Raw genomic sequence first — 25683 nt, forward strand, 5'->3', positions numbered from 1 at the left:
TTTGATTATAACTCATAGGCTTAACTTCGGCATGTTTGTGCTAGGGGGCTGAATAGCCCAATATTGGACGTCATAAAAATGCCGGTCAAACCGCCCCTTTGAAGATAGTGCCTTGATATAACGGTGCTAATTATCTTTTAAGAAGGTGACGCTCGTCGGCAAAACGTGATAGCATGACGGGCTTGATTGATCGAAATCCGCTTAGACCTAAACTGCGCCATAAGCTGGAATTCTACCGTTTTCTATATTGTTAAGGTCACATACATTATGTCAGTGTTAAAAGAAATCATGGATTTCAACAAAGACTTTGTTGATTCAGGTGAATACGTTCAGTTTTTTACCGATAAATACCCCAATAAACAAATCGCGGTGCTGTCGTGTATGGACGCGCGCATTGTAGAGCTGTTGCCAAAAGCCATGGGCTTAAAAAATGGCGACGCCAAACTGATTAAGAACGCCGGCGCGCTCGTGACCCATCCTTGGGGTTCGGTGATGCGTAGCTTGCTGGTGGCGGTATTAGAGCTGGGCGCCAATGAAATTTTTGTGGTGTCACACATGGATTGCGGCATGCGTGGCTTTGATCCTGAACACTTGCTAGAGCGTGCAAAAGCCGCGGGAATCACTGAAAAATCCATCGAAACCTTGCGTAATGCCGGCATTGATCTGGATACCTGGCTTAAAGGGTTTGAAAACGTAGACGACAGCGTGCGTCACACCGTCGACATCATCAAGAAACATCCGCTCATGCCTAAGTCCATCCCGATCCATGGTTTGGTGATTCACCCGACCACTGGCCAGCTGCATAAAGTGGTAGACGGCTACGCCGTAGTGGCCGCAGATGCAGCCAAGGCAGCCGAAGCCGAAACCAGCGACGACGAATAGGCCGCATGAAGACCATCGGCTTCTTTGGCGGCACCTTCGACCCGATCCACTTAGGCCATGTGCGCATGGCCGAGGCGTTTCAGGCGCAGTGTGGCCTAGATGAGCTGATTGTGATGCCCGCTGGCGAGGCTTATCATAAGGACAATCATGGCCAAGCGTCGGCAGCCGATCGATTGGCCATGACGCAGCTGGCCGTGGCCAAGCTGCCGCAAGCAGGCGTCAGCGACGCAGACATTGTGCGTCGCGGCCCCACCTATACGGCCGACACGCTTGCAGCGATGCGGGCACAGTATGGGCCAGACGTGGCGTTTTGGTGGTTGATGGGCGCCGACTCCTTGGCTCAGCTGCACACGTGGCACGATTTTGAGCGACTGTTTACTTTAACCAACTTTGCCGTGGCGCCACGAGATTCGGCTGTGCGGCCACAAATACACCCTGATATTCAGGCCTGTATGGTAAAAAAAAGCGCAAATAAACTAGACGCCGCACCCACACAAGGTACAATACGCATATTAGATTTGTCCCCGATGTTGGTGTCTTCGTCAGAAATTCGTCACAAAATTGCCCATCAGCAGCGTGTGAATGATGTGCTTGACCCAGATGTGTGGGCTTATATCCAAACACACTCTTTATATTTAGGATCAGAATGAACGAAATCGAACAACTCGTCGCGGACATCACCAAAGTGGTGGTTGACGCTTTAGAAGACACCAAAGGCAAAGACCTAGTGGTGTTGAAAACCACAGAATTAACCTCGATGTTCCAACAGCTCATCGTGGTGACCGGCGACAGCAATCGCCAAGTAAAATCATTGATTCGCAATGCGGAGCTGGCCTTAAAAGAAGCCGGTCACGAAGTGATCAGCGTTGAAGGCATGGATTCTGGCGAATGGGTTTTGCTAGATGCGGGCGATGTGGTGGTACACGCCATGCTGCCAGCCGTACGTGATTACTACGACTTAGAAGCGCTATGGGGTGGTGAGAAGCCTTCATTCCATATGGGCCATGCCAAGCCATGGAGCGCCGCAGACGCTTAAGTTTGCCTGATGGTTGACGCAATCTAACAGGCACAAAGTGCCTGTTTTTTTATGAACAGATGACACCATGAATATCACCATTTTAGCCGTGGGCACCAAAATGCCCCGCTGGGTCAGCGATGGCTACGATGAATACGCCAAACGCTTTGGCAAAGATGTTAAGCTTAGCTTAAAAGAAATCAAACCAGAAAAACGAGGCTCTGGGGTCAATGCCGCTCAGGGTATGGCCGCAGAAGAGGCGCGTATTTTGGCCGCCTTACCCAACCAATGTTTTCTGGTGGTATTGGACGAACGCGGCCAAGCACCGACGTCGGTACAGCTAGCCGACCACCTCCAACGCTGGCAGCATGAAGGCCACAGCAACGTGTATTTCGTGATTGGCGGCGCCGACGGCATGACCGATGCGCTGAAACAAAAAGCCAATATGATGATGCGTTTGTCTAATCTCACCATGCCGCATGGCATGGTTCGGGTGCTGTTGGCGGAACAATTGTACCGTGCCGTGTCTATCATACATAACCATCCCTATCACCGAGAGTGATGGGGCACCGCATAAGAATAAAAATTAAACCCTAAGCGGCCTTCAGGAGTAAACTTAACCCTGAGCCCGTTGCCTTAAGATGCCCAATATGAACACAACACCTTTGCTTGACCAAATTAACGACCCCAGCGATTTACGTCAGGTAGATCGCGCCTTACTGCCGCAGCTGTCGCATGAGTTACGCGAGTTTTTACTGCATTCTGTCAGCAAAACCGGCGGCCATTTGGCCAGTAATCTGGGCTGTGTAGAGCTAACCTTGGCCCTACATTACGTGTATCAAACGCCGCAAGACAAGCTGGTGTGGGACGTTGGTCATCAAAGCTACCCACATAAAATTTTAACCGGTCGGCGCGCCCAAATGGACAGCATGCGCATGCAGGGCGGCCTAGCGGGTTTTCCCAAGCGCGCCGAATCGGTCTATGACACGTTCGGAGTAGGCCATTCGTCGACCTCGATCGGCGCGGCTTTGGGGATGGCGGTCGCGGCCAAGCTACAGGGGTTGCCGGATAAAGCCGTGGCCATTATTGGCGATGGCGCCATGACCGCTGGCCAGGCGTTTGAAGCCTTAAATAACGCCGGTGACATGGCCAATGTTGACCTTTTGGTGATTTTAAATGACAACGAGATGTCGATTTCACCGAACGTGGGCGCCTTGCCCAAGCATTTGGCCAACAGCGTTATGGGCGACATTTTCCGCGCGGTGAAGCAAGGCTCTGAGCGGGTCTTGGGTAAGGTTCCATCGGCATTAGACGTGGCCAATCGGGTTGAAGGACGCATTAAAGACATGGTCGGTAGCTCGACTTTGTTTGAAAAGTTTGGTTTTGAATACACCGGCCCCGTGGATGGCCATGACGTGGTGAAGCTGGTGGAAACCTTGACGCAGCTGCGTCAGAAAAAAGGCCCACAGTTTTTACACGTATTGACCAAGAAAGGCCAGGGCTACAAGCTGGCCGAGAACGACCCCGTTAGCTATCACGGCGTCAGCAAGTTTGACCCCTGTAACGGCTTAACGCCTGCGAAGGTGCCGAGTAAGCCAACGTATACGCAGGTATTTGGACAATGGATCATTGATCAGGCTAAGGCCTGTGAAAAGCTAGTCGGGGTTACCCCTGCCATGCGTGAAGGCTCTGGTCTGGTGGCGTTTCAGGCCGCTTTTCCGACGCGTTACTTCGACGTGGGCATTGCTGAGCAGCATGCGGTGACCTTTGCTGGCGGCATGGCCTGTGAGGGCCTGAAGCCAGTGGTGGCGATTTACTCGACGTTTTTACAGCGCGCCTACGATCAACTGATTCACGACGTGGCGATTCAAAACCTACCGGTGCTGTTTGCCATTGACCGCGCTGGGCTAGTGGGCGCCGACGGCCCCACCCATGCAGGTGCGTTTGACTTGAGCTTTTTACGCTGTATTCCCAATATGGTGGTGGCTGCGCCGAGCGATGAAGCCGAATGTCGCCTATTGCTGAGCACCTGCTATCAGCTGAATCAACCGACGGCGGTACGCTATCCACGCGGCAGCGGTAAGGGTGCTGAAGTCGGTACAGGCGCTGACCTAGCCACCGTACCCGTGGGCAAAGGCATTGTGCGCCGTGAAGGCGAGCGCGTGGCCATCTTGGCCTTTGGCAGCATGGTCAGCCGCAGTCTTGAGGCTGCTGATGCCGTGAACGCCACTGTAGCCGACATGCGCTTCGTGAAGCCCATCGACGTGGCCTTGATTCAGGCCTTGGCCAATAGCCATGATTATTTCGTGACGGTGGAAGAAAACGCCATCATGGGCGGCGCTGGTAGCGCCGTCGCCGAAGTGCTGCAAAGCCTAGGCCTGTTAAAGCCGATTTTGCATCTGGGCCTGCCGGATGACTTTGGCGAACATGGCGATCATGGCGTGCTCTTGGCCGATTTAGGCTTAGATGGCGCCGGCATCGCCGCCCGTATCAGCGCTTGGCAGCCTAGCCTAGGCGCGTAATCGCTCACCTTTAAACGGTGAGCACACGTAGTCTGACCATAACCAGTTAAGTGTGTAGGGGGTGAGTATGATCTCAATTCAAAGAAGTCCACAGACCTTTAGCGTTGACGAAATTAAGCCAGGTGATGTGGTTTGGGTCCGAGACGATGAAGGGGGCAGCAGTCTATTGGTGTTTGAGGTGGTGTCGTTAGACCAAATCGCTTTAGTTGGCCGTTTCCAAGGTGAGTTTGAGTGGGTGAGCCCACACGAACAGGGTGCGCCAGCTGGCGTGCCGCGCTCGAAGCTGGCCAAGAATGAAGAAGTCGGCATGCCTTTGTATACGGTACAAAGCGTGCACGCATCAGCTGAATAAGGCTAAAACCCTAAAAAGCCGCTTTCTGTCTAGACAGAAAGCGGCTTTTTTATGTTCGTCGTCACCGTCTTGAAAAAAAACAGAATGGCCCTATTTATAAAAGACTCTTGCTAGAAACAAAGGACACATTATGGAACAATTTGACGGCACAACGATTATCTCTGTGCGTCGAGGCAATCACGTTGCCATCGGAGGGGACGGCCAAGTCACCTTAGGCAACATTGTCATCAAAGCCACCGCACGTAAGGTGCGCAAACTTTATAACAACAAAGTTTTAGCAGGATTTGCCGGCGGTACCGCAGATGCGTTTACCCTCATTGAACTCTTTGAAGCCAAATTGCAAAAACATCAGGGCCACTTAGTGCTGTCTGCGATTGAGCTGGCCAAAGAATGGCGTACCGACCGCGCCTTGCGTCGCCTCGAAGCGATGCTCATCGTGGCGGATAAAGACAACACCTTAATCATTACCGGTAACGGCGACGTGCTCGAGCCTGAACAAGGCATTGCCGCAATCGGCTCTGGTGGCGCGTTTGCCCAGTCAGCGGCCACGGCCCTGTTTGAAAATACCGATTTAGCCCCCGAAGTGATTGTGAAAAAATCGCTGGAAATAGCGGGTAACATCTGTATTTACACCAACGGTAACCATATTTTAGAAGTTTTAGACGACAACGCCTAAAACGGACAAACCCTCGCTTAAAGGAAAATCATGTCTAGTGTGATGACCCCACAAGAAATTGTACATGAGTTAAACAAATACATTATTGGTCAAGACGGCGCGAAAAAAGCCGTGGCCGTGGCTTTGCGTAATCGCTACCGTCGTAGCCAAGTAGCCGAGCCGTTGCAAACCGAGATTGTGCCCAAAAACATTTTGATGATTGGGCCTACCGGCGTGGGTAAAACCGAGATTGCCCGCCGCCTAGCTCGCCTGGCCAATGCCCCATTCATTAAAATTGAAGCCACAAAGTTCACCGAAGTGGGCTATGTGGGCCGCGACGTCGACAGCATCATCCGTGATCTAATCGAAGTGGCGATGAAAAACGTGCGCGACATCGCAGTGAAGAAAAACCGTGATCGCGCCCTAGATGCTGCTGAAGACCGCGTATTGGACGCTTTATTGCCGCCGCCGCGTCAGGTTGGCTTTGCCGATGAGCCTGCGCCTAAGGTAGAAGAAAACAGCACCCGCCAAAAATTCCGCAAAATGCTGCGCGAAGGTCAATTAGACGACAAAGAAATTGAAATCGACGTGGCTCAAACCGCGGCCAATATGTCGATCATGGGCCCTCCAGGCATGGAAGACTTCACCCAGCAGCTACAAGGCATGTTCCAAAACATGGGCAATCAAAAGACCAAGAAGCAAAAGCTGAAGGTCGCCATGGCCTTGAAATTGCTCATCGATGAAGAGGCTGCCAAGCTGGTAAACGATGAAGACCTGCGTGAAGAGGCCGTCAAAGCCGTAGAACAGCACGGCATCGTGTTCCTAGATGAGATCGATAAGGTTGCCACCAGCAACCGTACCCAAGGCTCAGACGTGTCGCGTCAGGGCGTACAGCGCGATCTTCTGCCCTTGGTTGAAGGCACTACGGTGACGACTAAGTACGGCATGATTAAAACCGATCATATTTTGTTCATTGCGTCGGGCGCTTTTCATCTGAACAAGCCTTCGGACTTGATTCCTGAGCTACAGGGCCGCTTCCCGATTCGGGTGGAGTTGAACAGCCTGAGCGTGTCTGACTTCAAACAAATCTTAACCGCAACCGATGCCTGCTTGACTCATCAGTATGAGGCTCTGTTGAAAGTGGACGGGGTGGAACTGAAGTTCTTGGATGAGGGCATTCAGCGCCTAGCCGAGATCGCCTTCCAGGTGAATGAAAAAACCGAAAACATCGGTGCCCGCCGTTTACACACCGTGTTGGAAAAATTGCTGGAAGAAGTGTCGTTCAGCGCCCCAGCCGGTGAAGTGATCATTGATGCGGCCTACGTGAATGCGCGTTTAGACAATATTGCCCAGCAAGAAGATTTGGCGCGCTACGTGCTGTAATCTAGTCTGGTTTGGCCCAAGCCCAGAGCGTGCTCTGGGCTTTTTTGCGTCTCTGGGTGGGGCTCGGGTGCGCCACGCTGATGACAGCCCCGTTGGCCGTGACCACCGTAGGGTGGGTAAAGCGTAGCCTACCCACCGATGTGGTCTCTTGATCCATTCACAAAAATCGCGTGGGTCACGACCCACCCGACGCATGATGGCAAGCCGCTGTAGGGTGGGTAAAGCGAAGCCTACCCACGGATGTGGTCTCACCGGTTGCCCCATAAAAAAAGCCCACGCGACGCGTGGGCTGGGGCTTGCTGCCGACGTTAGGCGCAGCATTTCTTAAACTTTTGCCCAGAGCCGCAAGGGCAGTCGTCGTTGCGGCCGACTTTAGGTTGGTTGCCGTCGAGGTAATACCATTGGCCATCCTCACGTACAAAGCGCGAACGCTCGTGAATCAGGTGGATTTGGCCGTCGCGGTCGTCGCGAAAACGTGCGGCAAACGTCACCATTCCTGCATCGCCTTCAGTGGCGCTGGCCAAAACGTTTAGCCCTAACCATTCGGTGTGGTCAAAATCAGCCACGAGTTCTGCTTTAAACTTGGCCACGCCCATGCTGGCGTGCCAGGTGTGGATTAAGTAATCCGCATCCTGAGCCACGAACGCACTGTAGCGCGAGCGCATCAAGGTTTCTGGGGTGGGGGCCACGGCCTTGCCTTGGTGATAGGGGGCGCAGCATTCAGCGTAAGGGCTGGTCAGTCCACAAGGACAGGGGTGTTGAGGCTCGATTAGGGTCATGGATTAACTCGCATACAGGAAAATACAAATATAGTGGGCTAGGCTACCGGCTAAGACAAACAGATGCCAAATGCCGTGGCCGTGTTTGATCTTTTCATCATTCACAAACCAGTACACGCCAATGCTGTAGGCGAGGCCGCCCAAGACCAGCCAGAATAGGCCCCAGAAGGGCATGGCCGCAATCAGCGGTTTGATTGCAATCAGCACAATCCAGCCCATCAATACGTAGATGATCAAAGACAGCAGACGGGTTTGGCTTTTGCGAAAGATGGTTACGTCCTGGATGATGCCGATGACGCAAAGCCCCCATACGAGGCCAAAAAGCGTCCAGCCCCAAGGGCCATTTAACGTGACCAAGGCGAAGGGCGTGTAGCTACCGGCAATGAGTAAATAAATTGAACAGTGGTCAAATTTTTGCAGCACTTGCTTGGCTTTGACGCTGCGAATGCTGTGATACAGCGTTGAGAAGCCGTACAGAATGACTAAGGTGCTGCCGTAGATGCTGCTGCTGACGATGCGCCAAGCATCACCGTAGAGGCTGGATTTGACTACCAGGATGACGAGGCCAGCAATGGCCAGAACGGTGCCAATTAAATGGCTATAAGCATTAAAGCGTTCACTTGCATACATAGAGGGTGTTTTCGCCTTTCAACCATATCGGTATAGAGTCTTTACTATAGAACTTCTGATCCGATTTATCTAGTAAAGTTGCTCGCTTTTATCGGCTTAGGTTAAAAATGTTTTCGACGAAATGTCGTCTTTTGGCAAAAAAGAGACAAATTGTACGAAAAAGTTAGTCCAAACGATTTAATTTTAAGCGATTTGCACATTTATTTTAAATAAAATTGGACAATGTGGACGAGTAGGCGAAATTCAGGCTTGCAAATGTCCGCTGATGCGTATACTGGACAACATTAGATTCAGAAGTCACCCCAAAGCAGTTGCATGGCTGAAACGGCGCACATCGCGGCGGTTTCGGTACGCAAAACCCGAGGACCTAAGGTAATGGGTTGAAAACCCAGCGCAAAAGCCGCGTCTTCCTCGGCTTCGGTGAGGCCGCCTTCGGGCCCTGCCAGTAGGTAAAATGTTGTGGTTGTGGGCTGAATTGCTTTTAATCCTTGATTTTTAGCGATACTTAAAATAAATTTCAGGGCGTCGCGTTCAAAGGGATGCTGACCCAGTTCCTTAAAAGGGATGATGGGCATAACCGTAGGCACTGTGGTACGACCACATTGTTCACAGGCAGAGATCACAATTTCCTGCCAGCGCTCCACCCGCTTTTGCGCACGATCGCCCTGAAGGCGCACCACCGACCGTTCACTGATGACCGGTAAGAAGTGTTTAACCCCGAGTTCAACGCATTTTTGCAAGGTGAAATCCATGCGGTCGCCGCTAGAGATGGCCTGAATCAGGGTAATCTCTAAAGGTGATTCGTTATGAGTGGCCAGCTTCGTGTCGATGTGCACCGAGGCGTTTTTTTTGTCTAAGTGGGTTAATGTGCCCGCATAGGCATGGCCATCACCGTTAAACAGCTCAAGTGTGTCACCCACCTGTAGGCGACGCACCTGAATATGGCGCACCACGGCATCGGGTAGGGGGTAAGTATGTGCGACTTCGATGGGAAACAAGCAATAAAAACGGGGCATAATGTTCTACTTAAGACGAATGGTGTCTTATTATAATCAATTTTGTGCTTAATTAATTAGTTTGAAGGAAGACCTGTGGTCTTTGGAGTCAGTAAGTATGGTTAAAAATACAATGGTGATTGGCTTTATGCTATTCGCCCTATTCTTTGGTGCGGGCAACTTGATTTTCCCGCCTAGCCTAGGTTGGGCCAGCGGCAACGATTTTAGCTGGGCTATTTTGGGGTTTGTGATCACCGGTGTGGGTCTGCCGCTCTTGGGCTTAATTGCCGGTGCCTTTAACGAAGGCGGCATTCAGGGCGAGGCCAGTAAGGTTCACCCTTTGTTTGGTTTGATCTTGGTCATCGTGGTCTATCTGACCATCGGCCCCTTGTTTGCCATTCCGCGTACCGCCACTGTGGCGTTTGAAATGGGCTTAGTGCCCTTTATTGGCAATACAGATACCAATTATCTGCCGCTTGCGGCCGCAATTTACTTTGCCGTGGTGCTGTACCTGAGCATTAACCCCTCTAAAATGGTAGACCGTATTGGTCAAGTATTGACCCCCATGCTGTTGATCTCGATCTTTGCATTGGCCGTGCGCGCCTTTATGGTCTTAGGCCCTGGCGCGACGGAGCCTCAGGCGAGCTTTAATGCCGAAGCACCGTTTTTCCACGGTTTCGTTGAAGGCTATCAAACCATGGACACCATCGCCGCCGTTGCGTTTGCGATGATTGCCATGAGTGCGGTGAAAGCCACCGGCGTGACTCGCGAAACGGGCTTGTTTAAATACACCGTGATGGCCAGTTTGGTCGCCGGTGCTGGCTTGGCCTTGGTGTACATGTCTTTGGGTTGGGTAGGTAACCACTTTGCTTTGACCACTGAACAGGCTGCGGCAGTGCCCGGTAACTTAGGGGCTTACATCTTGACTGAAGTAGCAACCCTGACCTATGGCTCGTTTGGCCGCTATCTGTTGAGCATCATCGTGACCCTAGCCTGTTTGACCACCGCTACTGGTTTGGTCGTGGCCGTGAGTGCGTTTTTCCAATCAATTTATCCAAAGATCAGCTACAAGACTTACGCCGTGCTTTTTACAGTGGTAAGCTTTGGGATCGCCACCATGGGTTTGAATCAGGTGATTAGCCTGTCTATCCCTGTGCTGATGGTGATTTACCCCATTATTATTGTATTGATTGCCTTGGTGTACTTGAATCTAGTCGTGCCCGTGAGCCGTTTGGCCATGCAAATGACGGTGTACACCACTGTGGTGGTTAGCTTGCTGTCTGTCTTTGCCAAGGGTACTATTGAATTTTTACCGTTCCGCGACATTTCTATGGAATGGTTGCTGCCAGCAGGCATTGCTTTAGTATTGGGTTGGCTAATCAATATGGCTCGCGGAGCCAAAGGATGAGTGAGTGTTAGATCAGCTGATTAATTTAGTCAGAGAAGTTGCACAAACCGAGGTGATGCCTCGGTTTTTGCGCGTCGGTAGGGGGAAGAAAGAAGATGGTTCTTTATTCACCGAGGCCGACATTGCTTCGCAAACCGCTTTTGCCCAGCGTCTAGGGGGCATTGTGGCTTGCCCTGTGTTGGGTGAGGAAATGACTGAAGCGCAGCAGCATGACTTGTGGCAGCAGCATGAGGCGGGGGTGTGGGTCGTGGATCCGATTGATGGCACCACCAACTTCCTCAATGGGCTGCCGCATTTTGCCCTTTCTGTGGCCTATGTCAAAGGCGGCAAAAGCCACCTTGGCGTGGTGTACAATCCTGCCACTCAAGAAATGTTTTACGCCAAACGCGATGGCGGCGCCTTTATGAATGGCGTGGCCCTACCGCTGAAGCACACCGTTAATCCCCTCAGTGAAGCGATTGCTGGGGTGGAGGTCAAATATCTGCGTTCTGGTAAATTAGCCAGCCGCATTCAAAACTTATCGCCTTGTGGCAGTCAGCGCAGCATGGGCAGCAGTGCCTTGGATTGGTGCTATTTGGCCTCTGGCCGCTACGACGTGTACGTACACGGCGGCCAAAAACTATGGGATTACGCCGCAGGCGCCTTGATTTTAGAAGAAGCCGGCGGCCTCTTGGCCACGCTAGAAGGGGATGCCTTCTGGAGCGGCGAAAATGTCTGGAACCGTTCCGCCATTGCTGCTTTACAGCCTGAGTTGTTTAAGCCGTGGTTGCGCTGGATTCGACAAAATCAATAGCCTCAATTATCATATTATATTCCCTCGTTATTGATGCGGTTATTAAAGCCTATGTATCCCTTGTGTTTGAAGACATGGTTGATTGCGTTCTTGTTTAGTGGTTTAACTGCCTGTGATTATGTGGGCGGTGAACGCATTGACGGCACAACGGTGCAGCCGGTAACGCCGGTTGTGGTGCATGAGGTGACAGGGTATTATTTCAGCAGCGAAGACGTGTTAACCTATCTGCATCCTGTGCGGATGTTTGAAGAGCGTGGTCTGTATGAGCGCAGCGACGGCAGCCTTGAGGTTAGCCATGCCGACACTCATAATTTAGTGATTAAGCTGCACCCGCTGGTGTTGCCCGATGACCGCGACGACATCAAACAGGCGCTGGTTGATCAAGCCCTGCTGTATGGCATTTTGAAGGTGTTTACCCATACTGAAGTGGAATGGCTAGACCTACAGGTCACGCCTTTGATCGCCGGTACGGGCCTACAGCAATCCGTCACCTACGGGACCACGCCGAAGCGCCACGTGGCCCTATCTCGTGCTCAAGCGCAGGCCTTTTTACGCGCCCATAGCCCTGCTCGCACCTTCAGTGAATTAGTCGATACCGATCAGAATTGGCACCACCTACGCGGCGCCGACAGCTTGATCTTTACCGAGCTGTATTACACCCCCGATCGTCCCACAGAGCTCGCGCGAATTCTCAGCCAGCAGTATGCGCCTAAATAGCTATCGCCCCGATTGAATTCCCTATTTGTTGACCTCTATACTTTGATTTAATAGGTTAAATGGCGTATGCTGGATTGCGTATTAACCATTTGGCAAGGAGATCAAGATGAGGATTTATCGTCCTAGGATGCGTCACGCTGACGTTGTCGTCACGGCCTTGCCAAACCAAATAAAACAAGAAAGCATGGCTCAGTTCGTTTTGAAGTGAGGCGTGCTTTTTTGGTTTTCTCCGATGTGGTTCACATGATTTAAGTCGTTATCGAAACAGCCGCAGTACCATAAAAAATAATGATAGGAGGTCACAACCATGAATCAGCACCAAAAAAGTCTGAATACCGAAGCCACCTTAACCGTGGGCAGCAAAACGTATCACTATCACGACATTCATAAGGCCGAAGGCCACTTAGGTGATGTGTCGCGTTTGCCTAAATCCATGAAAGTGTTGCTGGAAAACCTATTGCGCTATGAAGATGGCAAAACCGTTACCTTGGCCGACATTGAGGCCATTCGTGACTGGCTGGCCACGCGCCAATCCAAGCGTGAAATCCAATACCGTCCTGCCCGTGTTTTGATGCAAGACTTTACCGGCGTGCCGGCCGTGGTGGATTTAGCCGCCATGCGCGAAGCGATGAAAAAAGCCGGCGGCGACCCCAATAAAATTAACCCTTTGTCGCCCGTTGACCTAGTGATTGACCACTCGGTGATGGTGGATGCTTTTGGCACGGCCAATGCGTTTGATTTAAACGTGGCCATGGAAATGAAGCGTAACCATGAACGTTATGCCTTCTTACGCTGGGGCCAAAAAGCGTTTGATAATTTTAGAGTCGTGCCGCCTGGTACCGGTATTTGTCACCAAGTGAATCTGGAATATTTGGCCCAAACCGTTTGGACCAAAGAAGAAGACGGCAAAACCTGGGCCTATCCCGATACCTTAGTCGGCACCGACTCGCACACCACCATGGTGAACGGTCTGGGCGTACTGGGTTGGGGCGTGGGCGGGATTGAGGCCGAAGCCGCCATGCTGGGTCAGCCGATTTCTATGCTGATTCCTGAAGTAGTGGGCTTTAAGCTGACCGGTCGCCTAAGCGAAGGCATGACCGCCACCGACCTCGTGTTGACCGTTACCCAAATGCTGCGCGCCAAAGGCGTGGTGGGTAAATTCGTCGAATTTTATGGCGACGGCCTGGCCGATCTGCCTTTGGCCGACCGCGCCACCATCGCCAATATGGCCCCAGAGTATGGTGCTACCTGTGGTTTCTTCCCCGTCGACGACGTGACCTTGCGCTATTTGCGCCTCACCGGCCGTGAAGAAGACCTCATTGCCCGCGTTGAAGCCTATGCCAAAGCTCAAGGACTATGGCGTGAGCCCGGCGACGAGCCAGAATTTACCGACACCCTACATTTAGACATGAGCACGGTGGAAACCAGTTTAGCCGGCCCGCGCCGTCCGCAAGACCGCGTAGCCTTAAGCCAAGTGCAAGGGGCGTTCAATGAGTTCTTGAAAACCCAGAGCAATCATGAAGAAGTCAGCGTGCCAGTGAGCCTAGACGGTCAGGATTTTGAATTGACCCACGGTAAAGTGGTGTTGGCCGCCATTACCTCGTGTACCAATACCTCAAACCCCAGTGTGATGATGGCCGCTGGCTTGGTAGCCAAAAAAGCGGTTGAAAAAGGTTTGGCGCGTAAGCCTTGGGTGAAATCTTCTTTGGCGCCTGGTTCTAAAGTCGTCACAGACTATCTGCTGAAAGCGGGTCTCACCCCGTTCTTAGACCAGCTGGGCTTTAACCTAGCGGGCTATGGTTGCACCACCTGTATTGGTAACTCCGGCCCTTTGGCTGAGCCAGTGGGTAAGGCCATTGATGACCATGACTTGGCCGTGTCTGCCGTTTTGTCGGGCAACCGTAACTTTGAAGGCCGTATTCACCCACAAGTGAAGGCCAACTGGTTAGGCTCACCGCCTTTAGTGGTGGCCTATGCCTTAGCCGGCACCACCCGCATTGATTTAGCCAAAGACCCGATTGGCGTAGATGGCCAAAATCAGCCCGTGTATTTGCGCGATATTTGGCCGAGTAACGCTGAGATCGCCGATGCTGTGGCTTTAGTGGAAGGCGCCATGTTCCGTAAGGGCTACGATGGCGTGTTCGATGGCGATGCGACCTGGCAGGCGATTGCCGTGCCCGATAGCCAAACCTATGAATGGCAGGCGGATTCGACCTATGTTCAACACCCTCCGTACTTTGAGGGCATTGAGGCGCCGATTCAACCGTTAGGGCCAATCAATAACGCCCGTATTTTGGCCTACTTTGGCGACTCGATTACCACCGACCACATTTCGCCCGCAGGCAACATCGGTAAGGATTCACCCGCAGGCCGCTATTTGCAGTCTAAAGGCGTATTGCCGGCCGACTTTAACTCCTATGGTTCGCGTCGAGGTAACCACGAAGTGATGATGCGCGGTACGTTCGCCAACATCCGCATCCGCAACAAGATGCTGGCGGATAAAGAGGGTGGCTACACCCAGCACATTCCTAGCGGTGAAGTACTGTCGATTTACGATGCAGCCATGCGCTATCAAGAAGAAGGCACCCCAACCGTGGTTTTAGCCGGTAAGGAATACGGCAGCGGCTCTAGCCGCGATTGGGCGGCTAAAGGCCCGAACCTACAGGGTGTTAAAGCCGTGTTGGCCGAAAGCTTTGAACGGATTCACCGTTCCAACTTAATCGGCATGGGCATCTTGGCCTTGCAGTATCAACCCGGTGAAAATGCCGCTACCTACGATTTAACCGGTCGTGAAGTGGTATCGATTCCTGGCTTGAACGACGACGTGAAGCCTGGCCAAGCCATGAAAGTAGTCGTGACGCGTGAATCGGGTGAAGTGATTGAGATTCCGGTGATTTGCCGCATCGACACGTTGAATGAGGTGGACTACTTCAAGGCGGGCGGTATTTTACATTATGTGTTGCGTCAGCTTTTGGGTCAGGTGTAGCGTGATCTGATGGCGTGATGGATTAAGGAACTGCTTCTTCGGAAGCAGTTTTTTTGTGTTTTGCCGTTGCGTTCGGCGGGTAGAGGCCTCGGCTGAACCGTAGGGTGGGTAAGGCGTAGCGTGCCCACTGTTTGAAATTGTTTGTTTCACAATGCTTCGGTTATTTCGCTATTGATTAAAGGTTGCCTTTCGCCTGTAGGCGACATACTTTCTTTTGGGTGGCCAAAAGTAAAGTACGCAAAGAAAAGGCCACCCCTGCTTATTCGCCCCCTTCTCTGAAGGGGGCTCCCTCGGCGGAACCTATTGGCCCAGCGCGTGCAAAAGCGGCGCCCTCCTATAAAAGCGTGGTCGGCCGCCACAAGCGTCTTGCCCGCTTTATCTGGGCCAATAGAACCCGCCTCGGCGACTAAAAGGGGACGGGTACTTCACTGGGAGGCTGAGGTGGTGAGATAAAATTGATATCAGTGAATCAACAAACTTTAAACTCAAACCTAAAGGGTTATTTTTAGATGATTAAACCTGATATTTTTTCTCTAATCGACAAACCATAGTTGACCACTCATGAATGCTTACGCACTAAAAGCATGAACACTATTCGGCCAATAGTGGCAGCAAACGCCGCCCACGTTTTGATTGAATCAGTTACAATGAAGCACATTGACGTAGACAGAGCCAAGACCATGACTGAGACCCAAAATACGCCTGAAAACCTGACCTTTGAAGCCGCTATGGCGCGCTTAGAAGCGTTGACGCAGGCCATGCAAAGTAACGACATGCCCCTAGAAGAGGCTTTGAAAGCCTATCAAGAAGGCGGCGAATTGATTAAGTTTTGCCAGCAGAAGCTGGCCGATGTGGCGCAAAAATTAAGCGTTTTAGACGGCGACACGCTGTCTGACTTAGATTTGGACGAGTAAATGACCCCTGAGAACTTTAAAGCCTGGATGCACGCAGCGCAGCAGCAGACCGAACTGGCCTTAGGCCAATTTTTACCCACCGATGATGTGACGCCGAGCCGTCTACACGAAGCCATGCGCTACAGCGCCTTAGATGGCGGCAAGCGCGTACGGCCACTGCTGGCTAGTGCCGCCGCGCAGCTGGGCGAGCATGATGCCGATGCGCTGGTACGGGCGATGGCCGCGGTGGAAATGATTCACGTGTATTCCTTGGTGCATGACGACATGCCAGAGATGGACAATGACTTACTGCGCCGCGGTAAGCCAACCTGCCACGTGGCCTATGATCAGGCGACGGCGCTATTGGTTGGGGATGCCTTGCAAACGCGTGCGTTTGAAGTGTTGAGTCAAGCCAGTACTCTGGCGCCCGCCCGCGTGCTGCACATGGTGCGAGCATTGGCCGTAGCCAGCGGTAGTGAAGGCATGGCTGGTGGTCAGGCCATTGACTTGGCGAATGTTGGGCAAATGCTGACGCAGGCCCAGCTAGAACACATGCATGGCTTAAAAACCGGTGCGTTGATTCGCGTGGCGGTGGTATTGGGAGGCTTGAGCTGCCCTGAGCTGAGCGATGAGCAGTTGGCGCAGTTGGATGCCTATGGCCGTTACTTGGGCTTGGCCTTCCAAGTGATTGATGACGTGCTCGACGTTGAGCAAGACACCGCCACCTTGGGTAAAACGGCAGGTAAAGACGAAGCCAATGACAAGCCGACCTATGTGAAGCTGTTGGGCTTGGATGCGGCGCGCGCCTACGCAGAAGGCTTGGCAGAACAAGCCATTGCTGCGCTGTCTGGCTTCGGTGCACGCGCCCAAGCATTGGAAAACGTGGCACGTTATGTCGTATTCCGTCAGCATTAAGCGTAAAATAGTTTAAAAATATCGAGACAAGTCAGAAAAGTCGTGGCATAATCTGAGGGTTTAATTGGAGAGAACGACGATGTATTTAAGACTGACAACGCGAGAACGATCTGTGTTGGTAATTGAATCTGCTGAAACCGCAGCGTTCTCCCATTTTCCGTATTTATGAAAAATCCCCCGTTTATTCGGGGTATTTTTTTGCCTGCACACAATGAAAGCAAGGAAAGCTAATGGCCAATCTACTTTATCAAAAAAACATTTTATCGATTGCTCAGCTTACCGTTCCTGAGTTGGAATTGGTATTAACCACCGCACAATCTCTGAAAACCAATCCCAGAGATGACCTGTTAAAAGACAAGCTGATCGGCAGCTGCTTTTTTGAGCCGTCGACCCGTACCCGTCTGTCGTTTGAAACCGCGATTCAGCGCTTAGGTGGCCGCGTGATTGGCTTTGCCGATGGCGGCAACACCAGTGCTAAAAAAGGCGAGACCATTGCTGATGCGATGCGCATCATCGGTTCGTATACCGACGCCATCGTGATGCGCCATCCTAAAGACGGTGCTGCGCGCGTGGCCAGTGAGTTCAGCGCCGTGCCGGTGATCAATGGCGGCGATGGCTCCAATCAGCACCCAACGCAAACGCTGTTAGACTTATTCAGCATCGTTGAAACTCAAGGTACTTTAAAAGGCCTGAAAGTCGCCTTAGCGGGTGATTTGAAATACGGCCGTACCGTACATTCTTTGGCTCAGGCCTTGAGCAAATGGGGCTGTGAATTTTATTTTGTGGCGCCGCGCCAATTGGCCATGCCTGAATACATCTGCGAAGAGTTGGATGCGGCTAATGTCAGCTACAGCATCGTTGAGTCGCTGGAAGAAATCATCCCGATTGTGGACGTGTTGTACATGACCCGCGTTCAGCGCGAGCGCTTTGACGAAGATGAGTTCAAGAAAATTCAGGGTAAGTTTGTGCTGCGCGCCGACATGTTGGCCGACGCCAAGCCCAATATGCGCATTTTGCACCCGCTGCCACGCGTGGATGAAATCACGCCTGACGTGGATAAAACCCAGCATGCGTATTATTTTGAACAAGCCAAAAACGGGGTGTACGCCCGCCAAGCGCTCTTGGCTTTAGTGTTGAACGAAGAGGTATAAGGGGATGAACATGGATTACACACGCAACGTTGAAGCCTTAAAAGAAGGCACCGTTATTGACCACATTCCAGCAGGCCAAGCGCTGACGATTCTGCGTTTATTTAAGTTAGACCAGCTTGGACAACGTGTCACTGTTGGATTTAATCTAAATAGTCGCCATATGGGCGCAAAAGACTTGATTAAAGTTGAAAACGTACATTTCAGCGATACGCAGGCCAATGAATTGGCTCTGTTTGCGCCGCACGCCACCGTGAATGTAATTGAAAACTTTGAGGTTTCTAAGAAGTTACACCTAGAGTCGCCTGAAGTCATCGAAGACATTTTCTCTTGCCCTAATTCGAATTGTGCCACGCACAATGAGCCGGTGAAGAGCTATTTCTACGTAAAAAGTTCACAGTCGGGAACAAAAATGCAGTGCAAGTATTGCGAAAAGACCTTTGCTCGTGATATGGTTGCTGTTATTGAATAAATATACTAGAGTCCTGAATAATCAGTGACATAAGACTGGTATGTTATTCATATAAAAAACACGTCAAGTGTACATAGAGAAGACCGGAGAAACTACTAAAAACACTACCACAAAAATGGGAAAGTGTATTCAGGACCCCAGCTTGAAACTAAGCTGGGGTTTATGTATTTATGGGGTTTGAGTTTTGGCCTTGATTCAGTACAATTGTTGTTTTACCGGTCTGATAAAGGACATCAAATGACCATGTTACTTGTGGCAGTGGTGGTTACCCTGATTTTTATGGTGTTGGCCTTAATGCTGCCTCACCCTGCAACTTGGCTTGCCGCCGCGGCGATGGTGCTGGTGACGTCTTTCTTGATCTGGCCTAAATACAAGCATGAGCAGGCTGCGCAGGCCTATGGGGTAGAAGTGCCGACCCACATCGATCACGTGCGATCGTGGGACAGAAAAAAAGGCGAAAACAATTATGTCACCCGCTATGAGATTTTCACGGTGTGGGAGCACCCAGAAACCCGTCAGATCATTCAGTTTCGCAGCGATCCCATTGAATTTGATCCTAAGCCCTACCTGCCTGAGAAAATCATCGTGAAGGTGATTCCCGATGCGCCGGAAAACTACGTGATGGATCTGTCTTTTTTACCGAAAAAAGCCCCTTAAACCTGATTAAAGGCATGGGTTTTGATTAGGTGATTCAAATAATTAAGCGTAAAATGACGCCTTTAACCGTTAAGACATCGTGTATTGATGTCTGAAGTAACTGAGAACCCAGATGAATGAATTGTTTTATTTAGAAGACCACCCTCATGTGGCCTTGTGTAATCTATTGAAGATGGTCGGCGTGTCCGAAACCGGCGGCCAAGGCAAAATGATGGTGGCCGAAGGCCTGATTAAGGTAAATGGCCAGGTAGAGCTGCGTAAGACGGCGAAAATTGTGGCCGGCAGCATCGTCACCGGCGATGGCTTTAAGATTGAAGTGCGAGCCGGATTTGATGAGTGATCCTGTCGCTTTGACGCCTGTGCTGGAAGAGCCTGTGGCGCCTGAAGACTGGGCCTGCTGCGGCAGTGGCTGCACGCCTTGCGTGTGGGACACTTATTATGAAGAAAAACGGGCTTATGAAGCCCAGCAGCAGGCCATTAAGGCTGCTGCAGCCGCTAAGGATGAGCATGAGCGTTGATTTACACTGTCATTCGACCGTTTCCGATGGCGCCCATAGCCCCAGCGAGGTGATGGCGATGGCGCATGAAAACGGCACCACCATGGTGTCGTTGACCGATCACGACCATACCGGCGGCTTAGCCGAAGCGCGCGCGGCGGCAGAAGCGTTAGGCATGCGCTTCATCAACGGCACCGAAGCCTCGATTACCTGGCGTGGTCGCAGCATCCACATTGTGGGGCTGAACTTTGACGATCAGAATGAGGCCTTGTTGGCGCATCAGGCCACCGTGCGTTCCGGGCGGCTGGAGCGATTGGGGCGGATCTCGGAAAAACTGGCTAAAAAAGGCATTGATGGCCTGTATGACGGCGCTCTGGCCTTGGCCAGTAATCCTGAAATGGTAGGCCGTGCCCACATGGCGCGCTATTTGATGCAGGCCGGCCACGTGAAGCATATGCAGCAGGCGTTTAAAAAATACTTAGGCGAAGGCAAGCCCGGCTATGTCTCCCATGATTGGGCGACGCTAGAAGACACGGTGCGGGTGATTAACGACGCCGGCGGCGTGGCGGTGATCGCCCACCCTGGTCGTTATACTGTCAGCGCCACGGCGCTCAGAGAGCTGGTACGAGAATTTAAAGAGGCCGGTGGTGTGGGCATCGAAGTCAGCAGCGGCAGCCACAGCCTCAATGAGGTGATTAATTTTGCCCTAATGGCGGATAAGTTTGAGCTTTACGCCAGCGCCGGCAGTGATTTTCATGCCCAAGGTGAAGGCGGCCGTAAAATGGGCTGCCCGCCAGAGTTACCGAAAATTTGTCGGCCCATTTGGACCCAGTTTGATTAAGGAGGCCTCATGGCTTTGTTTTTATCGATACACCCCGAAACCCCACAACAGCGCTTGATTGATCAGGCTGCTGACGTGATTAAAAAGGGCGGCGTGGTGGTTTACCCAACCGACTCTTGCTACGCCCTTGGCTGTGCCTTAGACAATAAGGACGCCATGAACCGCATTTTGGCCATTCGCCAGATCGACCTCAAACATCATTTAACCTTGGTGTGCGCTGATTTAAGCGATTTAGGCACGTACGCCAAAGTCGACAACAGCCAGTTTCGGATGCTCAAAGCAGCCACGCCGGGCAGCTACACCTTTATTTTGCAGGCCAGTAAAGAAGTGCCGCGTCGTACCCAACATCCTAAGCGCAGCACCATTGGGTTACGGGTGCCCGACAACGACATCGCCCGCGCCTTAATCGCCACCTTGGGCGAGCCGATGCTGTCTTGCACCCTGATGCTGCCCGAGGATGAGGAGCCTTTAACTGATCCTTATGAAATCAAAGACCGCCTAGACCATGCCGTCGACGTCATCATCGACGGCGGTTGGTGTGGCCAAGAGCCCACCACCGTCATCGACATGACTGATGGCGTTGAGTTGGTCCGCCAAGGCAAGGGCGACAGCAGTATTTTTGGGCTATAAGCCTCATTCATCACGACTCACAGAGCGAGAACCACCATCATGTTTCAAAATTTTGACCTAGGTGTTTTTTTATTGGCCTTATTGCCAGTGTTACTGGCCATTACCGTTCATGAGGCGGCGCATGGCTATGCTGCCAAGCACTATGGCGACAACACTGCCCAGATGCTGGGTCGTTTAACCCTTAATCCAATTAAACACATTGACCCGGTCGGCACCATTTTGGTACCGCTGATCACCTTGATGGCTACGCCGTTTATTTTTGGCTGGGCCAAGCCCGTGCCAATCAACACGCGTAACTTTAAAAACATGCGTATGGGCATGCGCATGGTGGCGATTGCTGGGCCGCTCTCTAATCTGGTGATGGCCTTGATTTGGGGGTTGATCATGGGCCTGTCGACCCACATTGCTTATGAGTATCAAGAGCCGCTGTACCGCATGGCGCAATACGGTATTTTGATCAATGCCGTGTTGTTTGCCTTGAATATGTTGCCGATATTGCCTTTAGACGGTGGTCGTTTCGTGGACACGTTTTTGCCCGCGAAGCAATCGATGCAGTTCCAAAAAGTAGAGCCTTACGGTACGTGGATTATTTTAGGCTTATTGATCACCGGCCTCTTAGGTAAAATCATGATGCCGATCGTGGCCTTGATTGGCAGCCTGTCGCTGTTGATTCCGCAAATGTTTATGTAAGGCCTGTTGGACCAGATGCCTGAACGGTAGACCAGAAAAACCCGAGCCTTGCTCGGGTTTTTTGTTGGGCATCATCGGATGGTATTGGTGGGTAGGCTGCGCTTTACCCACCCTACGTCGGCCGAGCGATGTTTGGTAGGGTGGGTCGTGACCCACGTAGGTTTTGCATTGGCGTTGCAGGGTGTTTTGGTGGGTAGGCTGCGCTTTACCCACCCTACGTCGGCCGTATGGTGTTTGGTAGGGTGGGTCGTGACCCGCGCGGTTTTGTGTTTGGGCTTGTTTGGTCGGTTGAAATGGTGGGTAGGCTGCGCTTTACCCACCCTACACTGGCTTGCCGTGATGCGTAGGGTGGGTCGTGACCCACGCAGATTTTGCTTTGGCGTTTCCGAGTGGTTTGGTCGGCTGCGTTTACTCACCAAATCAATGGCCTTCTGATGACGCTGACCATAAAAAACCCGAGCCTGGGCTCGGGTTTGGGCTTGATCAAGGTGTGACGGTCGCTTAGCGGCGGCCTAAGCCCATGGCGCGTTCCATTTTAAACAGCATCTCGTTGGCTTTGTTGCGGGCCTTTTCGGCGCCGTTATCCAAGATGTCGTCAAGGATTTGTGAGTTCAAATAGTGTTCGCGCTTTTCCTGTAGCGGCGTCAACAGGTCGATCACCACATTGGCCAAGTCTTGCTTCAGAGCGCCGTAACCTAGGCCTTCGTACTGGGTTTCTAGTTCAGGAATGCTCTTTTTGCTTAAGGTTGAATAAATGCTTAAGAGGTTGCTGACGCCCGGCTTGTTGGCCACGTCGAATTTGATGATGCCTTCTGAGTCGGTGACGGCGCTCTTGAATTTTTTCTCAATTTGTTTTGGCGTATCTAAAAGCGAAATAAAGCCTTTAGGGTTTTCATCGCTTTTGCTCATTTTGCTGGTGGGCTCTTGCAGCGACATCACGCGGCCACCTACTTTGGGCATCTTCACTTCGGGAATGGTGAAAATCGGCGCGTACTGCATATTAAAGCGTTCTGCTAGGTCGCGGGTCAGCTCTAAATGCTGCTTTTGGTCGTCGCCCACGGGCACAATGTCGGTGCCGTACAACAAGATGTCGGCGGCCATCAGCGGTGGGTAGGTCAGTAGGCCAGCGCTGACGCCTTCTTTGGCGGCGCGACCTGAGCGCGATTTGTCTTTAAATTGCGTCATGCGTTCTAGTTCGCCGATGTAGGCAATACACTGCAGCATCCAGCCGGCTTGAGCATGGGCTGGGTTTTCAGACTGGATGAAGAGGGTGACTTGTTCAGGATCCAGGCCGCAGGCCAGATACAGAGCCGCCAGCGAGCGGATGTTGGCGCGCAGCGCCTCTTTATCTTGGCGCACGGTGATGGCGTGTTGGTCAACGATGCAGAAGTAGCAGTCGTAATCGTGCTGGATGTCGACAAATTGGCTCAATGCACCAACGTAGTTGCCAAGAGTGGGGGTACCGCTGGGCTGAATGCCTGAAAAAATCGTTTTCATGATGCTAAAGAGTCCTATGGGTAACATGAATCATTAAAAAAACCGCCTTTAGGCGGTTTTTGGTTTATTGGGTTGGCAGCTTAGGCTGCTACCACGCACAAAACGAAGACCGCACGATTCAAAGGTGCAGGCCTTGCCAACGGGCAAAAGTAAATAGGGGTGCGGGTAGGTTCATAGACTAAGGTTAAATCAAACGTTTAAATGCTGTCAAGTCAGGAACTGAGAATAAATAGACGTCTAGATTGACAGATGGCTTCATGTCTTTTATCATGGCGAAACCTAATAAACATTAAAAAACGGAATAGGACGCGACATGAGTACCCACACATTAGCCGTAGCCGCCCGCAGCCATTGGCAGTCAGGCGTACAGACCCACAGTCAAATTCGTGATTTTGCCCCGGTGGTGATGGACGAACCCGCCGTCTTGGGCGGTGACAATCAAGGGCCGAACCCTTTGGAGTATTTGGTGGCTTCTTTAAACGGCTGTAAGGGTGTGATGATTCCGCTGATTGCGAAAGAGCTGGGTTTTCGCTTTAGCGCGCTGTCGTTTGATACCAAGGGCGTGATTGACCTACGTGGTTTGATGGGCGAGCCGGACGTGTCGACTCATTTTCAAAGCCTGATCTTCTCGGTGCAGATTAAAACCGATGAGTCTGAGGAGCGCCTACAGGCGCTGAAAACCGCGGTAGCCACGCGCTGCCCGATTTACAATCTTTTGCGCGATGCCAATGTGGCGTTAGAAACGCATTGGACGCGTGGCTGAATCGAAGCTTAAGGCGACCAGCAAACGCAAACGGCCCGACTGATGGTTCATCAGTCGGGCCGTTTTTAAGCCGTTTATTCCGCGTCTGGCGTGGCTTCGGCGTCGTCTTCTGGTGCTGCCTTGGCCTGCATAGCTTCATCATGGGCCTGGAACCAGGCTTCAACAACGGTGTTGACGTCGTCAATACCCTGTTTTTTGAGGCTAGAAAACAACTGAATGGTCACTTGTTGACGATCAGAGAAAGGTTTTAACGCTTTCTTGACTGCAGACAAGGTTTTAATCTGGTCATTCTTGGATAATTTATCAGACTTGGACAACAGAATGTGCACGGGTTGTCCCGTGGTGGCAAAAAAGTCCAACATTCTTTGATCCAGCTCTCGAAGTGGGTGGCGTACATCCATGATGAGGATCAGACCAATCAAAGAAGTACGCGATTGCAGGTACTGTCCGAGTAAATTCACCCAGTGTGCCCGAATTGCCTCAGGGACTTTAGCGTACCCGTAGCCAGGCAGGTCAACCATGTAGTGACCATTTCTTAATTCAAAGAAATTGATGTGTTGGGTACGGCCCGGAGTCTTTGATACATAAGCCAAACGAGTGTGATTGGTGAGTGTATTAATGGCGCTAGACTTGCCCGCATTACTGCGGCCCACAAAGGCAATTTCAGCAGAAGTAGGCGGCAAATCTTTCAGATGATTGACCGTTGTAAAAAATTTTGCGTTTTGAAATAGGCTCATGGGTAGAATAATTGATTGAAGTTGGTATAGAATATCACGTTTATATAGAGTTAGTTTAGATTAAACTAGGCTAAGTTGAGTATTTTGAGAGTATTTTGAGGTTAGGTTGTCTGACTTACGCTTCATCTATTGCTAATTAGGAGCGCTTCATGAAACGTTTTACCTTAGTGGCTGTGTCACTAGCGTTGTCTGGCGTGGCTTTGGCCGCGACACCCAAAGGGGATATTGCCCGCGGTAAGCAAATTGCCGAAACTGTTTGTGTGGCTTGCCATACAGCAGACGGTAACAGCGGCTTGTCTATTTACCCACGTGTAGCGGCGCAGCACGCGGTTTATTTACATGCCCAAACGGTTGCCATTAAAGAAGGCAAACGCACCACCGGTCTATCAGCCACCATGGTACCTATGGTACAAGGTTTGTCTGATCAAGACATTTGGGATGTGGCAACGTACTTCTCTCACCAACAGGCCAAGCCTGGTGAGACCGACCCAAACAAGAATGTGGCTTTGGGTAAAAAAGTATACCGTGGCGGCATCGCGGACAAAAAAGTACCCGCCTGTATGTCGTGTCACGGCCCTAACGGCGCCGGCATGCCCGACACCTACCCACGCATTGGTGGTCAGCACGCTGATTACCTAGTGGAGCAAATGACGGCGTTTAGAAGCGGTCAGCGTTCTCACAATATGATGGATCCAATTGCTAATCGTCTGAATGATGAAGAGATCGCTGCGGTGGCGAACTACCTTCAAGGCTTAGAATAATCCTGTGATATCAGGTTGGTTCCAGTAATTTCAGGTATAATCGAAAGGGTCGCGAATGAGCGTCC

At 51.6% G+C, this 25683-nt stretch carries 30 protein-coding genes; 25 read left to right on the top strand and 5 right to left on the bottom strand.

All coding sequences use genetic code 11. The features are described from left to right. Window positions 1–267: 267 nt before the first annotated feature. The 8 genes from AB8Q18_14590 to hslU all read left to right on the top strand — a co-directional run bounded on the left by AB8Q18_14590 (window position 268) and on the right by hslU (window position 6809). The gene (locus AB8Q18_14590) at window positions 268–882 is read left to right on the top strand and encodes a beta-class carbonic anhydrase (GenBank protein XDZ51376.1); all 615 of its coding nucleotides are present in this window, start codon (window positions 268–270) and stop codon (window positions 880–882) included. Between the two features lie 5 nt (window positions 883–887). After that, on the top strand, window positions 888–1532 hold the full coding sequence (gene nadD, locus AB8Q18_14595; GenBank protein XDZ51377.1) for a nicotinate-nucleotide adenylyltransferase: 645 nt from the start codon (window positions 888–890) through the stop codon (window positions 1530–1532). Beyond that, the gene (gene rsfS / locus AB8Q18_14600) at window positions 1529–1918 is read left to right on the top strand and encodes a ribosome silencing factor (GenBank protein ID XDZ51378.1); all 390 of its coding nucleotides are present in this window, start codon (window positions 1529–1531) and stop codon (window positions 1916–1918) included. Before nadD ends, rsfS begins: the two co-directional genes overlap by 4 nt. A 67-nt stretch (window positions 1919–1985) precedes the next feature. Continuing rightward, on the top strand, window positions 1986–2459 hold the full coding sequence (gene rlmH / locus AB8Q18_14605; GenBank protein ID XDZ51379.1) for a 23S rRNA (pseudouridine(1915)-N(3))-methyltransferase RlmH: 474 nt from the start codon (window positions 1986–1988) through the stop codon (window positions 2457–2459). 88 nt (window positions 2460–2547) lie between these two features. Next, the gene (gene dxs / locus AB8Q18_14610; GenBank protein ID XDZ51380.1) at window positions 2548–4419 is read left to right on the top strand and encodes a 1-deoxy-D-xylulose-5-phosphate synthase; all 1872 of its coding nucleotides are present in this window, start codon (window positions 2548–2550) and stop codon (window positions 4417–4419) included. A gap of 67 nt (window positions 4420–4486) precedes the next feature. After that, a complete protein-coding gene (locus AB8Q18_14615) occupies window positions 4487–4771 on the top strand; it encodes a hypothetical protein (GenBank protein XDZ51381.1) in 285 nt (94 codons plus the stop codon). A gap of 130 nt (window positions 4772–4901) precedes the next feature. Further along, a complete protein-coding gene (gene hslV / locus AB8Q18_14620; protein XDZ51382.1) occupies window positions 4902–5447 on the top strand; it encodes an ATP-dependent protease subunit HslV in 546 nt (181 codons plus the stop codon). A gap of 42 nt (window positions 5448–5489) precedes the next feature. Beyond that, complete coding sequence (gene hslU / locus AB8Q18_14625; protein XDZ52945.1) at window positions 5490–6809, top strand: ATP-dependent protease ATPase subunit HslU; 1320 nt, start codon at window positions 5490–5492, stop codon at window positions 6807–6809. Between the two features lie 308 nt (window positions 6810–7117). Here hslU and AB8Q18_14630 read toward each other — a convergent pair whose 3' ends face one another. The 3 genes from AB8Q18_14630 to AB8Q18_14640 all read right to left on the bottom strand — a co-directional run bounded on the left by AB8Q18_14630 (window position 7118) and on the right by AB8Q18_14640 (window position 9234). Then, window positions 7118–7588: a YchJ family protein gene (locus AB8Q18_14630; GenBank protein XDZ51383.1), complete on the bottom strand. Its 471-nt coding sequence runs from the start codon at window positions 7586–7588 to the stop codon at window positions 7118–7120. 3 nt (window positions 7589–7591) lie between these two features. Continuing rightward, on the bottom strand, window positions 7592–8218 hold the full coding sequence (locus tag AB8Q18_14635; protein XDZ51384.1) for a hemolysin III family protein: 627 nt from the start codon (window positions 8216–8218) through the stop codon (window positions 7592–7594). A 290-nt stretch (window positions 8219–8508) separates the two neighbouring features. Next, window positions 8509–9234 carry a 16S rRNA (uracil(1498)-N(3))-methyltransferase gene (locus AB8Q18_14640; GenBank protein XDZ51385.1) on the bottom strand — a complete coding sequence of 242 codons (726 nt, stop codon included), beginning with the start codon at window positions 9232–9234 and terminating at the stop codon, window positions 8509–8511. Window positions 9235–9331: 97 nt separating this feature from the next. Here AB8Q18_14640 and brnQ point away from each other — a divergent pair, with 97 nt between their 5' ends. The 15 genes from brnQ (at window position 9332) to AB8Q18_14715 (ending at window position 22295) form a co-directional block, all read left to right on the top strand. Further along, window positions 9332–10621 carry a branched-chain amino acid transport system II carrier protein gene (gene brnQ, locus AB8Q18_14645; GenBank protein XDZ51386.1) on the top strand — a complete coding sequence of 430 codons (1290 nt, stop codon included), beginning with the start codon at window positions 9332–9334 and terminating at the stop codon, window positions 10619–10621. Between the two features lie 4 nt (window positions 10622–10625). Continuing rightward, window positions 10626–11414 (top strand): inositol monophosphatase, encoded by a 789-nt coding sequence (locus AB8Q18_14650; protein ID XDZ51387.1) that lies wholly within the window; start codon window positions 10626–10628, stop codon window positions 11412–11414. 66 nt (window positions 11415–11480) lie between these two features. Beyond that, window positions 11481–12131: a hypothetical protein gene (locus AB8Q18_14655; protein XDZ51388.1), complete on the top strand. Its 651-nt coding sequence runs from the start codon at window positions 11481–11483 to the stop codon at window positions 12129–12131. Window positions 12132–12438: 307 nt separating this feature from the next. Continuing rightward, window positions 12439–15117 carry an aconitate hydratase AcnA gene (acnA, locus tag AB8Q18_14660; protein ID XDZ51389.1) on the top strand — a complete coding sequence of 893 codons (2679 nt, stop codon included), beginning with the start codon at window positions 12439–12441 and terminating at the stop codon, window positions 15115–15117. Between the two features lie 680 nt (window positions 15118–15797). Next, window positions 15798–16031 carry an exodeoxyribonuclease VII small subunit gene (locus AB8Q18_14665; GenBank protein ID XDZ51390.1) on the top strand — a complete coding sequence of 78 codons (234 nt, stop codon included), beginning with the start codon at window positions 15798–15800 and terminating at the stop codon, window positions 16029–16031. Next, window positions 16032–16925 carry a polyprenyl synthetase family protein gene (locus AB8Q18_14670; GenBank protein XDZ51391.1) on the top strand — a complete coding sequence of 298 codons (894 nt, stop codon included), beginning with the start codon at window positions 16032–16034 and terminating at the stop codon, window positions 16923–16925. It begins immediately after the preceding gene. A gap of 230 nt (window positions 16926–17155) precedes the next feature. Further along, window positions 17156–18076, top strand: coding sequence for an aspartate carbamoyltransferase (gene pyrB / locus AB8Q18_14675; GenBank protein ID XDZ51392.1), 921 nt, complete (start codon window positions 17156–17158; stop codon window positions 18074–18076). 10 nt (window positions 18077–18086) lie between these two features. Continuing rightward, window positions 18087–18545: an aspartate carbamoyltransferase regulatory subunit gene (gene pyrI, locus AB8Q18_14680; GenBank protein ID XDZ51393.1), complete on the top strand. Its 459-nt coding sequence runs from the start codon at window positions 18087–18089 to the stop codon at window positions 18543–18545. Window positions 18546–18782: 237 nt separating this feature from the next. Beyond that, the gene (locus tag AB8Q18_14685) at window positions 18783–19202 is read left to right on the top strand and encodes a hypothetical protein (protein ID XDZ51394.1); all 420 of its coding nucleotides are present in this window, start codon (window positions 18783–18785) and stop codon (window positions 19200–19202) included. 112 nt (window positions 19203–19314) lie between these two features. Then, a complete protein-coding gene (locus tag AB8Q18_14690; protein ID XDZ51395.1) occupies window positions 19315–19542 on the top strand; it encodes an RNA-binding S4 domain-containing protein in 228 nt (75 codons plus the stop codon). Further along, a complete protein-coding gene (locus AB8Q18_14695; GenBank protein XDZ51396.1) occupies window positions 19535–19720 on the top strand; it encodes an oxidoreductase-like domain-containing protein in 186 nt (61 codons plus the stop codon). The genes AB8Q18_14690 and AB8Q18_14695 overlap by 8 nt, the downstream gene beginning before the upstream one ends. Continuing rightward, the gene (locus tag AB8Q18_14700) at window positions 19710–20540 is read left to right on the top strand and encodes a PHP domain-containing protein (protein ID XDZ51397.1); all 831 of its coding nucleotides are present in this window, start codon (window positions 19710–19712) and stop codon (window positions 20538–20540) included. Before AB8Q18_14695 ends, AB8Q18_14700 begins: the two co-directional genes overlap by 11 nt. 9 nt (window positions 20541–20549) lie before the next feature. Further along, complete coding sequence (locus AB8Q18_14705) at window positions 20550–21170, top strand: L-threonylcarbamoyladenylate synthase (GenBank protein ID XDZ51398.1); 621 nt, start codon at window positions 20550–20552, stop codon at window positions 21168–21170. A 39-nt stretch (window positions 21171–21209) separates the two neighbouring features. Continuing rightward, entirely contained in the window at window positions 21210–21860 is a 651-nt protein-coding gene (locus AB8Q18_14710; GenBank protein XDZ51399.1) for a site-2 protease family protein, read from the top strand. A gap of 147 nt (window positions 21861–22007) precedes the next feature. Next, a complete protein-coding gene (locus AB8Q18_14715) occupies window positions 22008–22295 on the top strand; it encodes a hypothetical protein (protein ID XDZ51400.1) in 288 nt (95 codons plus the stop codon). 66 nt (window positions 22296–22361) lie between these two features. On the opposite strand, the gene trpS is transcribed toward AB8Q18_14715, so the two are convergent. Beyond that, a complete protein-coding gene (gene trpS, locus AB8Q18_14720; protein XDZ51401.1) occupies window positions 22362–23357 on the bottom strand; it encodes a tryptophan--tRNA ligase in 996 nt (331 codons plus the stop codon). 313 nt (window positions 23358–23670) lie between these two features. Between trpS and AB8Q18_14725 the strand changes: the two genes are divergently transcribed. Continuing rightward, on the top strand, window positions 23671–24120 hold the full coding sequence (locus tag AB8Q18_14725; protein ID XDZ51402.1) for an OsmC family protein: 450 nt from the start codon (window positions 23671–23673) through the stop codon (window positions 24118–24120). Between the two features lie 74 nt (window positions 24121–24194). On the opposite strand, the gene yihA is transcribed toward AB8Q18_14725, so the two are convergent. Further along, the gene (gene yihA, locus AB8Q18_14730; protein ID XDZ51403.1) at window positions 24195–24857 is read right to left on the bottom strand and encodes a ribosome biogenesis GTP-binding protein YihA/YsxC; all 663 of its coding nucleotides are present in this window, start codon (window positions 24855–24857) and stop codon (window positions 24195–24197) included. Window positions 24858–25006: 149 nt separating this feature from the next. On the opposite strand from yihA, the gene AB8Q18_14735 reads away from it, so the two are divergent. Next, window positions 25007–25618 (top strand): cytochrome c, encoded by a 612-nt coding sequence (locus tag AB8Q18_14735; protein ID XDZ51404.1) that lies wholly within the window; start codon window positions 25007–25009, stop codon window positions 25616–25618. Window positions 25619–25683: the final 65 nt, after the last annotated feature.

It is taken from the genome of Neisseriaceae bacterium CLB008, assembly GCA_041228285.1.
Lineage (GTDB): Bacteria > Pseudomonadota > Gammaproteobacteria > Burkholderiales > Neisseriaceae > JAGNPU01.